This is a genomic window from Stenotrophomonas maltophilia R551-3, from assembly GCF_000020665.1.
Classification (GTDB): Bacteria; Pseudomonadota; Gammaproteobacteria; order Xanthomonadales; family Xanthomonadaceae; genus Stenotrophomonas; species Stenotrophomonas maltophilia_L.
This window is the reverse complement of sequence record NC_011071.1, coordinates 3160139-3173219: the sequence shown is the minus strand read 5'-3', so window position 1 is coordinate 3173219 and position 13081 is coordinate 3160139. Positions and strand designations below refer to the sequence as shown.

Annotated in this window: 8 protein-coding genes; 7 read left to right on the top strand and 1 reads right to left on the bottom strand. The window is 66.3% G+C overall.

Annotated elements, in window-relative coordinates; genetic code table 11:
- Window positions 1-119: 119 nt before the first annotated feature.
- The 5 genes from SMAL_RS14505 to SMAL_RS14485 all read left to right on the top strand — a co-directional run bounded on the left by SMAL_RS14505 (window position 120) and on the right by SMAL_RS14485 (window position 10124).
- The gene (locus SMAL_RS14505) at window positions 120-794 is read left to right on the top strand and encodes an OB-fold-containig protein (RefSeq protein WP_006381308.1); all 675 of its coding nucleotides are present in this window, start codon (window positions 120-122) and stop codon (window positions 792-794) included.
- Window positions 791-2809 (top strand): flotillin family protein, encoded by a 2019-nt coding sequence (locus SMAL_RS14500; RefSeq protein WP_012511723.1) that lies wholly within the window; start codon window positions 791-793, stop codon window positions 2807-2809. Before SMAL_RS14505 ends, SMAL_RS14500 begins: the two co-directional genes overlap by 4 nt.
- An 85-nt stretch (window positions 2810-2894) precedes the next feature.
- The gene (locus SMAL_RS14495) at window positions 2895-8267 is read left to right on the top strand and encodes a DNA repair ATPase (protein WP_012511722.1); all 5373 of its coding nucleotides are present in this window, start codon (window positions 2895-2897) and stop codon (window positions 8265-8267) included.
- Window positions 8264-8971: a hypothetical protein gene (locus tag SMAL_RS14490; RefSeq protein ID WP_006381261.1), complete on the top strand. Its 708-nt coding sequence runs from the start codon at window positions 8264-8266 to the stop codon at window positions 8969-8971. Before SMAL_RS14495 ends, SMAL_RS14490 begins: the two co-directional genes overlap by 4 nt.
- A 43-nt stretch (window positions 8972-9014) precedes the next feature.
- Window positions 9015-10124, top strand: a complete 1110-nt coding sequence (locus tag SMAL_RS14485) for a toxic anion resistance protein (RefSeq protein ID WP_012511721.1) — start codon at window positions 9015-9017, stop codon at window positions 10122-10124.
- Between the two features lie 77 nt (window positions 10125-10201).
- On the opposite strand, the gene SMAL_RS14480 is transcribed toward SMAL_RS14485, so the two are convergent.
- On the bottom strand, window positions 10202-11089 hold the full coding sequence (locus SMAL_RS14480; protein WP_012511720.1) for a LysR family transcriptional regulator: 888 nt from the start codon (window positions 11087-11089) through the stop codon (window positions 10202-10204).
- Between the two features lie 97 nt (window positions 11090-11186).
- On the opposite strand from SMAL_RS14480, the gene trpB reads away from it, so the two are divergent.
- Window positions 11187-12404: a tryptophan synthase subunit beta gene (gene trpB, locus SMAL_RS14475; RefSeq protein WP_012511719.1), complete on the top strand. Its 1218-nt coding sequence runs from the start codon at window positions 11187-11189 to the stop codon at window positions 12402-12404.
- Entirely contained in the window at window positions 12401-13081 is a 681-nt protein-coding gene (locus tag SMAL_RS14470; protein ID WP_012511718.1) for a hypothetical protein, read from the top strand. Before trpB ends, SMAL_RS14470 begins: the two co-directional genes overlap by 4 nt.

The window sequence follows — 13081 nt, the reverse complement described above, 5'->3', positions numbered from 1 at the left end:
CATTCTTCACATAGGATGGACCCAGGCGCGCCAGCCATGAAGGCCGGCGCGGGATCGACGGGGCGTGTACTGTGCGCCCCGAACGGGCGGCCGCCGCCCACAGCCCAGGAAGGCAAGCGATGCAGGAGTTTCTCACCGTCGTGCTCGGTTACCCGACTCTGCCGTACAGCATTCTGCTGATGGTGTCGGTGATGTATTGGGCGGTTGCGGCGTTCGGCCTGGTCGATGACGGTTTCGGCGATCTCGGCGCCGATGGCGCACTCGAGGCCGGGACCGACCTCAGTGGCCTGTCGGCCGTGCTGGCGCGTTGGGGGCTGGGCGGTGTCCCGATCATGGTGGTGGTCACCCTGCTGGGCCTGTTCGGCTGGCTCATCACCTATTTCATCCATCTGTTCGTACTGCTGCCGCTGCCGGACCTGCTGCGCTGGGGCCTGGGTACGCTCGTGGCGATGCTGGCACCGCTGCCTGCGGTACCGCTCACCGCGCTGATCCTGCGCCCGGTCCGTCGCTTCCTGCTGCGCCTGCGGCCGGTGCCGCAGGCATCGCTGCTGGGTCGGATCGGCGTGGTCGCATCGCCGAAGGCGGACGCACGCAGCGGTCATGCCAATGTCGATGATGGCGGCGCCGGGCTGGTGCTGCAGATCCGCAGCGACATCGAACTGCAGCGTGGCGAGCGCATCGTGCTGGTCGAGCACATGGCCGAACAACACTATTACCGGGTGGTCCGCGCTGATGCGATCGCCCTCGATTTCCAGGACAACCTGCTTCCGGGCAACAAGGAGAATCATCAATGACGTTGGCGTCCCTCTTACCGATCCTGGCCGTCGCCGGCGGCCTGCTCGTCCTGCTGCTGGGCGTGGCCGGCCTGTTCAAGGCCTTCTACCGCAAGGTCGACCAGGGCGTGGCCCTGATCGTCAACGACATGAGCTCCACGCCGAAGGTGCACTTCACCGGTGCGCTGATCATCCCGGTGCTGTACCGCGCCGAGCTGATGCGGATCAGCCTGATCACCCTGCAGATCGACCGTCGTGGCAAGGAAGGCCTGATCTGCCGCGACAACATGCGCGCCGATATCGCCGTGGCTTTCTACCTGCGGGTCAACGAGACCCAGGCCGACGTGCTGCGCGTGGCCAAGGCCATCGGTGCCGACCGTGCGTCGGACAAGCATGCCGTCGATGAGCTGTTCAACGCCAAGTTCTCCGAAGCGCTGAAGACGGTTGGCAAGAAGTTCGACTTCACCGAGCTGTTCGAGAAACGCCAGGAGTTCCGCGACGAGATCATCGCGGTGATCGGCAACGATCTGAACGGCTACGTGCTGGAAGACGTGGCGATCGATTACCTGGAGCAGACCCCGAAGTCGTTGCTGGACCAGTTCAACATCCTCGACGCGCAGGGCATCCGCAAGATCACCGAGCTGACCGCCGCACAGAACGTGGTGACCAACGAGCTGGAGCAGAACGAGAAGCTCGCCATCACCAAGAAGAACGTGGAAGCCCGCGAAGCGCTGCTGGCGCTGGAACGCCAGCAGGCCGAAGCCGAGGCGCGCCAGAAGCGCGAGATCGAGACGATCCGCGCGCGCGAGGAGGCCGAGACCGCCAAGGTCCAGGAAGAACAGCGCCAGCTGTCGGAGAATGCACGCATCGAAGCCCAGCAGCTGATCGACATCCGCGACCAGAACCGTCTGCGCGAAGTGGAAGTGGCCGAGCAGAACCGCCAGCGCGCGGTGGCCATCGAGGCCGAGCGTGTGGAGCGTGCGCGCCAGCTGGAGCAGGTCACCACCGACCGCGAAGTGCAGCTGCAGGGCGTGGAGCGCGACAAGGTGGTCGAGCAGGGCAAGATGGATGTGGCCAACATCACCCGCGAACGCATCTCCATCGACAAGACCGTGGCGCAGGAAGAAGAGCGCATCAAGGAAGTGCGCGAGGTCTCCGAGGCCGACCGCCAGAAGCAGGTGCTGATCCTCGAAGCCGAAGCCAAGGCGCAGGAATCACTGGTGCGCGAAGTGAAAGAAGCGCAGGCGCGTGAAACCGCCTCCAAGCACCGCGCGGTGGAACTCACCACGCTGGCCCAGGCCGAGCACGAGGCCGCCGGCAAGCAGGCCGAAGCCAAGCGCCTGCTGGCCGACGCCTATCGTGCCGAACAGGCCGCACCGGGCCTGGCCGAAGCGCAGGTGCGTGAAGCATCGGCGCTGGCCATCGAGAAGGTCGGCATTGCCGAGGCCCGCGTGATCGAAGCCAAGGCCGAAGCCAGCCTGAAGCAGGGCAGCAATGAAGCCCGCGTGCTGGCCGAGACCCTGCAGGCGCAGGCCCAGGGTGAAGAGAAGATGGGCCTGGCCCGTGCCACCGCCACCGAATCGCTGGGCAACGCCGAAGCGGGCGTGGTGCAGAAGAAGCTGCTGGCCGAGGCCGAAGGCCTGGTGCGCAAGTTCGAGGCCATCGCCTCGCTGAGCGACCAGGCGCGCGGCCACGAAGAGTTCCGCATGATGCTGGACAACAGCCTGAAGCAGGCGCTGGCCTCGATCGAAGCAGGCAAGGAAGTGTCGCGCGAGAATGCCAACGTCATCGCCAGTGCGCTGCGCAACGCCGACATCGATCTGGTGGGTGGCGATGGCGGCATGTTCGAGAACCTGGTCAAGGCCGTCTCGCTGGGCAAGTCGATCGAAGGCTTCGCTGGCAAGAGCCCGATCGTGCAGGAACTGATGCAGCGCTACCTGGGCGTGTCCGTGGCCGAACCGGCACCGCGGCAGATCGCCGAGGACGCCGAAGCGGTGCCGACCGTGTCGGCCACCGTGCTCGACAGCGCCCGTTGATGCACCGAGCGATGGCCGGTCTGGCCATCGCCCGCCCGTGCCGGCCGCACATGCGGCCATTCGCCCGTGAGCTGGAAGCCTGCTGATGTCTGAAACCCACCCGTCCGCCGAAACCACCGCGCCGGAGGCCGGCGGCAGCACCGTCGACCAGGCCGTCGCCCAGGGCGGTGCCTATGAAGTCCTGCGCCGCCGCCTGGCCGAACAGGGCCAGCGCCTGCAGACCCTGGCTGAAACACTGAACCGCCAGCGCCTGGCCGAGTTCGGCGACAGCCGCCTGGAAGTGGCCGGGCGCTTCCGCATCCGCAGCGAGAACAACTGTGTCGGCCGCGACATCGTCCAGGTTGGACCGGACCGCCTGCTGTTCGGCTACAACGTGTTCATCGGGCTGAAGACCCAGACCCGCATCGAGGATGTGTTCGGCCTGTACCGCCTGGTGCAGGGCAGTGATGGCTACGACGTCGCCGCGCTGGAGCTGAAGGGCAGCTTCCTCGATCAGCCGGGTTTCGTGCACGACTTCAACGAGCTTTACGCCTACTACAAACATGCACGCCTGCTGCAGCTGATCGTGGTCGGTGACAAGCTGCTGGCTTCGTTCCAGATCGGCGAGCGCAGCAGCGATGTGCGCGTGTTCCGCTGGGCGCTGTCGCGCGATGGAGAACTGACCTATCTGGACGCACGCGGTGAGCGTGACATCGCGCTACCGCCACCATTTGATTTCGAATGGACCAAGGCCACCCGCGATCTTGCGGTCAGTGGCCGCCATTCGCACCTGAACATCCTCGACACCCTGTTCGTCGAGACCACCGGTGGTGACCTTACGATCAAGGTCGAGAACAACACCGAGACCGGGCAGGGCATCTACAGCGAACCGGTGGAAGACAGCACGCAGTCGCTGGATGACGCCCAGTTCGAGTTCGCCCGGGTCGGCTCGCTGGTGCTGTTGAAGGTGCTGCCGTACCGCGAGACGGAGTGGCGCGGCCTGATCTACAACACGCTGACCGGCGACATCGTGCGCAACGATGCAATCGTGCAGGCCTGCGTGCAGCTGCCTGAAGACCATGGCGTGATCTTCCCGGGTGGGTATTACCTGCAGGGCGGCGAGCACAAGGCGTTCGACGCCTCGATGGCCGGCATGCAGTTCAAGCGCAGCATCCGCTCCCCCAATGGCGAAGATGTGCTCTACATCTTCTACGAGCGTGAAGGCGGTCGCTCCGCACTGTTTGTCTACAACACCATCCAGCGCGTGCTGCAGAATCCGGTGTTCGGCCATGGCTACGCCTTCCTGCAGGACGGGCGCATGGTGCTGTTCCATGCAGAAGGCAACGAACCGACCCGCATCCATCCGATGCAGGTCTGGCAAACCCCGTTCAGCAGCGACGAGTTCGCTGCCAGCCGCCCATCCGGCAATACCTTCATGGGCCGCATCGGCAACGCCGAACTGGTGCGCGGCATCTCCAACCTGTTCAACCTCGCGCGCGAGATTGATGGCCAGGATGTGTCGGTACAGCGCTACCAGCGCCTGGTGGCCGATACCCGGCGCCTGTTCGATGCCCACCACTGGCTGGGTGACCAGGCCTGCGATGGTGCCGAGACGCTGCTGCGACAGATCAGCGCCACCGGCGAATCGGTTCTGGACGAATACGAGAAAGTGCAGTCGATCCGCCAGCAGTCGTCGCAGGCGATGGTCGAGGCGGAGGCTGCGCACAAGGCCCTGCTGGGCCGTTTGCAGCCGCAGAACTGGAACGAGGTGCAGGCGTTCGTCGAGGCGCTCAATGCGGTCACCGCACTGCGCGGACGGTTGCTGACCATCCGCGAGCTGCGTTACATCGACACCGTTCGCATCGACGCAATGACGGCCGAGCTGGTGGATGCGCAGGACCATGTGGGTGCCGCCACCGGTGGCTTCCTCGCCGGCGAAGCTGCACTGGCACCGCTGGTCGAGCGCCTGCAGGTCCTGGATGAAGCGGCGCAGCAGGCACAGAGTGCGCGCCAGCTGGATGAGCAGCTGGATGGACTGCGCGGCATGGCCACCGACCTGGACATGCTGTCCGAGCTGATGGCCGGCTTGAAGGTGGACGACGCTACCGCCCGTACCCGCGTGGTCGAGTCGATCTCCGTGCTGTATGGCCGCCTCAACCAGGCCCGCGCGCGTGCTGATCAACGCCGCAGGTCGCTCGGTTCAGCCGAGGCCGTGGCACAGTTCGCCGCGCAGTTCGCGCTGTTCTCGCAGTCGATCACCAGTGCGCTGGCCCTGGCCACGGACCCGGAGCGTGCCGACGAACAGCTGTCGCGCCTGCTGGTACAGCTGGAGGAGCTGGAAAGCCAGTTCGGTGAGCACGAACAGTTCCTCGGCGACATTCTCAGCAAGCGCGAGGAGCTGGTCGAGGCCTTCGATACGCACAAGCAGGCGCTGCTTGATGACCGCCAGCGCAAGGCGCGCTCGGTTCTGGATGCGGCCAACCGCATCCTTGACGGCCTGGCCAAGCGAACGGAGCGCTTCGCCACCGCCGATGAGCTCAATGCCTTCTTTGCCGGCGATCCGTTGATCCTCAAACTGCGTGAACTGGCCGAGCGCCTGCGTGCCCTGCACGATAACGTCAAGGCTGACGATATCGAGGCGCGCCTGAAGGGCGTACGCGACCAGGCCGTGCGCCAGCTGCGTGATCGCAGTGATCTGTACGAAGCCGGTGGCAATGTGGTGCGGCTGGGGCCACGGCATCGATTCAGTGTCAACACCCAGGCACTGGATCTGACCCTGTTGCCGCGCGGTGACACTCTGGCCATTCACCTGACCGGTACCGACTTCCTGGAGACCCTGCACGATCCGGAGCTTGATGCACTGAAGCCGTTCTGGCCGGTGACCCTGGATTCTGAATCGACCACGTTGTATCGCGGCGAGTATCTGGCCGGGTGCCTGTTGCTGGCCGCGCAGGAAGGTTGCGACGGCCTCGATCTGGCCACGCTGCAGCACGAGGTTGCCAACCCCGAACTGCTGGACCAGCGTGTGCGTGGATTTGCCGCGCCGCGCTACCGCGAAGGCTACGAGCGTGGCATCCATGATCACGATGCCGCGCTGATCCTGCGCGCGCTGCTGCCATTGCAGCAGGCCGCGGGCAGCCTGAGACACCCGCCGCAGGTGCGCGCGCTGGCGCTGCTGTTCTGGGCGGCCGAGCAACGCAGTGAGGGCGTGGCGCAGTGGCCGGCGCGCCAGGCCGGTGCCGAAGCGCTGGCACGCCTGTTTGGTTCCGATGAAGGGCGGCAGGCATTGCGGGCAGAGATGGCCGAGGCGATTGTGGCCTACGCGCACTCCCACGCGTTGCCGTTCGATGCCGCTGCTGCCGATGCGTCAGCGGCCTACCTCGGCGAGGAGCTGGCTGGCGGCGATCCGGTGTTCAACAGCAGCCGCCACGCGTTGGCTTTGCTGGAGGGGCTTGCACAGCAGCTGGAGCAGGCCGGGCAACGCGAGGTGGTCGAGCGCGCGCTGCAACGCAGCCAGGATCCATTGGCTACGCGCTGGGCGTTGGCCGGGCAGTGGCTGCGTGCACTGGCGGGTACTCCGGCGTACGCCATGCACGCCGGCTATGTCGATGAGGCGGCGGCACTGCTGCTGGTGCAGCGACAGCTGCGCACCCGCGCCAGCGATGCCGCGTTGCGGGTGGAGGTCAACGGACTTCTCGGCGAGCACGCGCGCATCGGCAATGGCACGCTTGCGTTGTCGCTGGATGATTTCCTGGCACGCCTGCAGCAGCATCTGCGCAAGTTCGTGCCCGCCTTCCATGCCTACCAGGCCGTGCGCCAGGGCATCATCGGCCGCGAGCGTGAGACCCTGCGCCTGTCCGAGTTCAAGGCACGGCCGTTGTCCTCGTTCGTGCGCAACAAGCTGATCAACGATGTCTATCTTGGCGTGATCGGCGACAACCTGGCCAAGCAGATGGGCACGGTCGGCGAGAACAAGCGCAGTGACCTGATGGGCCTGCTGATGATGATCTCGCCGCCGGGCTACGGCAAAACCACGCTGATGGAGTACGTCGCGCATCGCCTCGGCCTGGTTTTCATGAAGATCAATGGCCCGGCGCTAGGCCATGAGGTGCGTTCGCTGGATCCGGAACAGGCCCCTGATGCCACCTCGCGGCAGGAGCTGCAGAAGCTCAACCTGGCGCTGGAGATGGGCAACAACACCATGCTGTATGTCGACGACATCCAGCATACCCATCCAGAGTTCCTGCAGAAATTCATTTCGCTGTGCGATGGCACCCGTCGCATCGAAGGCGTGTGGCGCGGGAAGACACGTACCTACGACATGCGCGGCAAGAAATTCTGCGTGGTGATGGCCGGCAATCCGTACACCGAGTCCGGTGAAGTGTTCAAGATTCCGGACATGCTGGCCAACCGCGCCGACATCTACAACCTTGGCGATGTGCTCGGCGGCATGGAAGCGGCATTTACCCTCAGCTACATCGAGAACAGCCTGACCTCCAACCCGGTGCTGGCACCACTGGCCACGCGGGAGATGTCCGATCTGTACCTGCTGGTCGACCGGGCGATGGGCAAGGACGTCTCCACCAATGGCCTCAGTCACGCCTACAGCAGTGCCGAGATCAACGAGATCACCGCCACCCTGCAGCGCATGCTGCGCGTGCGCGACGTGGTGTACCGGGTCAACCAGCAATACATCGTGAGTGCCGCGCAGGACGACCGCTACCGCACCGAACCACCGTTCCGCCTGCAGGGCAGCTACCGCAACATGAACAAGCTGGCCGAGAAGATCTCGCCGGTGATGAACGAGGACGAGCTGCAGCAGCTGATTTCCGACCACTACCTGGGCGAAGCGCAGCTGCTGACCACCGGTGCCGAAGAGAACCTGCTCAAGCTGGCGGAACTGCGTGATGTACTGAGCGCGGAACAGGCCCAGCGCTGGGCGCAGATCAAGCGCGATTTCCTGCGCAACAAGGCGATGGGCGCGGGCGACGGTGATGTTGGCGGCCGTGTCGTGGCCCAGCTTGCCGACATTGCCAGTGCCCTGCAGCTGCCGCCGCCGGTGCCCGAGGTTGTCGCAGCGCCAGAGCCGGCGCCTTGGCCGGCATTGCTGGCGGCGCTGCAGCAGTTGGCGCAGGCGCAGCAGGCCCGCCAGCCGGTGTTGGCAACGACAGTGCCTGTTGCAACGCCGTTGGCCGAGGACCTGCAGGCCGGGCTGGCCCCGCTGCTGCAGTTGCTGGTTGCCTCGCAGGAACAGCAGGCGCAGGTTTCGCAGACATTGGCGGCGTTTGCCGGCTGGGCGCGGCAGCAGCTGGCATCCGGCGTGGCCACGGCCGACGTGCGCCCGCGTCCGCGCGTGCGGCGTGCTGCCACACCGGAAGAGCGTGCGCTCGATGAAGCCTTGATGCGCCACTTCTATGGTGAGTCATTGCCACCGGAAACCACCGACGGCGATATGCCGCGGCCGCCTCCGCTGCCATGACCGCGTCACGCCCCCTGCCTGCGCCCGTGCTGCCGCCATCGGCGGACATCGCAACGCTGTCGAGCTACGGTGCACCATTGCTGCAGGCGATCGGCGTGCATCACGCCGCCGAGGCACAGACGGCAGGGCAGGGCCTGGTCGATGCGCTGGCGCGTATCGCATTGGCGTTGCAGGCAACCGACCCGCGCGCCCTGCGCCGACGTGAAGGCTGGTGGGGGCGCCTGCTGGGCCGCGACGTTGTCCGCCAGGCCGAAGCGCAGGCGTTGCAGGCGCAGCTGGGCGTGTTGGCGCTGCAGGCCCGGGAACAGGCGCAGGCAGTGCGCGTGCAGGGCGAGCAGCGGCGTGAAGCGATCATCGACGCGGATGCTGCGGCGCTGGCCCTGCAGGCCTGGGGCGAACATGCAGGCGCGCTGCTGCCACAGCTGCCTGTCGGTGCACAGGCGGCATTGGCCTCGCGCATCGACCACCTGCAGCGGTTGGCCGCGCTGCACCGTATCGACGCCGGGCAGTGGCGGTTGCTGCAGGCCCAGGACGAGGCGTTGCTGGAACGGTTCGCACGCATCCACGATGTGCTGCTGCCGGCGTGGCGACAGGCCACGTTGAACCGACAGCTCCAGGCGCAGTCGGCACAGGTGGCGACGGCGGCTGCGCTGCAGGTACAGATCCATGACGAAGTGGCTGCCGCTCAGGCTAGACTGCGCTGAGCCGGCCGCCGCTGCCGCTTTTCCACTGCAAGGACACCGCCCGATGACCCAGGACAGCCAGACCCCCGGAACCCTCGTGCCTGCCACGACGACCGCCGCCGAGATTGACGACAGCACCCTGAAGGCCCTGGGCCTGGTGCGCGACGACCTGCCGCGCATCGCCGAGATCGGCCGCGAACTGGAGGACCTGCGCCCAGGCAACCTGCAGGTGTTCGGGCGCGAGGCGGCTGCCCGGACCACGGCGTTCTCCAGTCAGCTGCTGGATCAGGTGCGCAATCGTGACCTGGATGCCAACGGCGAAAAGCTGGGTGAAGTAGTGCGCATCGCCCGTGAACTGAAACTTGATGGCTTCTCCCAGCGCTCGAAAGTGCCGCTGATCGGTGGCCTGATCGATCGCCTGCGTTCGTCCAAGGGCGAGCTGGTGCAGAAGTTCAGCGATACCAATGCGCAGATCGAGCAGCTGCTCGGCGACGTCGGCGCGCAGCAGGCGCTGATGGGCAAGCGGGTCACTGATTTCGACCGCATGCACGACATCGTCCGCGAAGAACGTCATGCGCTGGGACTGTATGCCGCCGCCGGCAAGCAGCGCCTGGCCCAGCTGCAGTCCGAGCAGTTGCTGGGGCAGGGCAGCGAAGATCCGCAGCAACGTATTCGCCAGAGTGAGATCGATAATGCGATCCGCCTGATCGAGAAGCGCGTGTCCGACCTGCAGCTGATGCAGCACGCGGCCGACCAATCGTTGCCGATGATCCGCCTGATCCAGGCCAACGCACTGCAGCTGATCGAGAAATTCAACACCGTCCGCGACATCACCATCCCCTCGTGGAAGCGCCAGTTCGCGATCCAGTTGTCGCTGGGCGAGCAGAAGAATGCCGCCGAGCTGGCCAACGCCATCGACGATGCGACCAACGAACTGATGCGCCGCAATGCCGACCTGTTGCGCCAGGCCTCGGTGGATACCGCACGCAGCAACCAGCGTGGGGTGATCGACGTGGCCACGCTGCGCCATGTGCATGATCAGCTGATCGCGACAGTGGAAGAAGTACGCAGCATCCATCGTGAGGGGATGCAGCAGCGGCAGCAGGCGGAAGTGGAGCTGTCGCGCCTGCGCGAGGACCTGCAGCAGCGGCTGGCCGCTCCCACCGCACCCTGAAGTGGAAAAAGGGGACGGAGGGGATTAAGTCGTATACGCCACATACGACTTGATTTCCTCCGTCCCCTTTCTCGTTGTCAACGGAGTTGCTGACCCAGCCAGTCGGCCAGCGCATCCACGCGCGCATCGGCCGGGCCATCCGGCCGCGCCAGCACCCAGAAGCCACCGGTGGCGGCAAACCCCCACGGCGCGACCAGCCGGCCCGCCGCCAGATCCTCCGCGACCAACGGCTCGGGCGCGATCGCAGGGCCCAGCCCGGCTACGGCCGCCTCAAGCAGGTAGTACAGGTGCTCGAAGGCGGTGCCCAGCTGCAGTCTGGACGTCTCCAGACCATGCGCCTGCGCCCAGGCTGGCCACGCTTGTGGCCGTGAGCTGGTGTGCAGCAGTGTCTCCTGCAGTAGTGCAGACGGCGGCACGTGGCGCAGGCGCAGTGCCGCAGGATGCGAGGGGGCCACCACCACGCCGACCCGTTCCGGTGCCAGTTCGCGCACCTGCCAACCGCGTGGCCACGGTCCCTGCGCAAGCAGCAGCACCGCATCCAGTGCCGCCTGCGCATCGGTGAAGCTGCCGTCCAGCGCCGACCATTGCAGGCGCACGCCGGGCAGGGCGGCCTGCAGCGTGGGCAGGCGCGGGATCATCCAGCGCGCGAGCACGCTGCCACTGCAACCCAGCACCAGCGCCGGAGAAGCTGCCGGCCGTCGCAGCTCGCGCACGCAATCCTCGATGCCAGTGAAGGCGTCACTGCACGCAGCCTGCAGGCGAGTGCCCGCAGGGGTCAGGCGCAGCCCGCGGCCGGCACGCTGGAACAGCGCCAGGCCGAGATGGTCTTCCAGCAGCTTCAGCTGCCGGCTGACCGCGCCGTGGGTGACATGCAGGTCCTGTGCGGCGCGCCCAACGCCGCCAAGCCGGGCAGTGGCTTCGAACGCACGCAGCGCATTGAGGGGCGGCAGCAGGGAACGGCTCATGTGAGATTTCCTGACGATATGCGCCAGATAATATCCATTTTCCGGTCACGACCCGTGCGCTAGAGTATCCACCTGTCTCGAACCAGCGGTCGCTTCCATGTCTGCCTCCCCCATTGCCGACTACCACGCCTTCCCGGATGCCCAGGGCCACTTCGGCCGCTACGGCGGCAGCTTCGTTGCCGAAACCCTGGTCGGCCCGCTGCAGGAACTGGCCCAGGCCTATGACCAGGCCCGCCAGGACCCGGCATTCCAGGCCGCCTACGACCGCGACCTGGCCCATTACGTGGGCCGGCCGAGCCCGATCTATCACGCCCAGCGCCTGAGCGATCATGTCGGCGGTGCGCAGATCCTGCTCAAGCGCGAGGACCTGAACCACACCGGCGCGCACAAGATCAACAACACCATCGGCCAGGCCCTGCTGGCCGCGCGGATGGGCAAGAAGCGCATCATCGCCGAGACAGGCGCCGGCCAGCATGGCGTGGCCAGTGCCACCGTCGCCGCACGCCTGGGCCTGGAATGCGTGGTGTACATGGGCGCCACCGACATCGAGCGGCAGAAGATCAACGTCTACCGCATGAAGCTGCTGGGCGCGACGGTGGTGCCGGTCACCTCCGGCTCGGCCACCCTGAAGGACGCGCTCAACGAAGCGATGCGCGACTGGGTGACCAACGTGCAGGACACCTTCTACATCATCGGTACGGTGGCCGGCCCGGATCCGTACCCGCGCATGGTGCGTGACTTCAACGCCATCGTCGGCCGCGAAGCGCGTGAGCAGATGCTGGCCGAATACGGTCGCCTGCCCGATGCGATCACCGCCTGCGTTGGCGGCGGCAGCAATGCGATCGGCCTGTTCCATGCCTTCCTCAACGATCGTCAGGTCGAGATCGTCGGTGCCGAAGCCGCCGGTGATGGCATCCATACCGGCCGCCATGCGGCCTCGATTGCTGCCGGTCGCCCGGGCGTACTGCATGGCAACCGCACCTACGTGCTGTGCGATGACGATGGCCAGATCATCGAGACTCATTCGGTGTCGGCCGGCCTGGACTACCCGGGCGTCGGCCCGGAGCACGCGTTCCTGGCCGACAGCGGCCGCGCGCGTTACCTCGGCATCACCGATGAGGAGGCCCTGCAGGCCTTCCATCTGCTGGCGCACACCGAGGGCATCCTGCCGGCGCTGGAATCCAGCCACGCGCTGGCGCAGGCGATGAAGCTGGCGCGTGAGCGACCGCGTGACCAGATCGTGCTGTGCAATCTGTCCGGCCGTGGCGACAAGGACGTGCATACCATCGCCGCGCGCGAAGGCCTGGTGCTGTGAGCGCGCGGCTGCGAAGCAGCGGTGTGCTTCTGCTGGCCTTGGGCCTGGCGGCATGCCAGCCGCCGGAACCGCCGGTGCTGGCACCGGCGGCCAAGGCCACCACGCAACCGGTGCAGCAACCGGCGGCCAATGATGACCTCGACCCGATGGCGCGCACGCCGATCGACGACCCGCCCTCCACGGAAGAGACCAACAGCGATGACGCGCCGGCGGTGGTCTCGGTGGCGCTGGACCATGCCGGCGAGGTGCTGATCGGACAGCACATGACCGATCTGAAGGCATTCGGGCCGTGGACGGCACAAGGGGCGGTCGAGGCCATTGGCGGAAGCTGCGAGTACTACGACGGCAAGGGGCTGCCGCCCGGCGTGTCGATGATGACCGACGAAGATCGTGTGGTCCGCTTCGACCTCGGCCTGGATCCGGAGAGCGGGGCGCCGACCCAGCAGCCGGGCCCGTTCGGCCTGCGTGTCGGCATGACCCGTGCCCAGGCGGTTGCCCGGTTTCCGAAGCCGCCTGTGTCCAGCCCGCATGCCTACGATGGCGAGCAGGGCGAATACCTGACCTGGCAGGACCCGGGCTCGGCCCTTGGCATCCGCGTGGAACTGTTTGAAGGGAGGGTCATCCAGATGTACTGGGGGACCAGCGATGCGATTGAACTGATTGAAGGATGTGCCTGA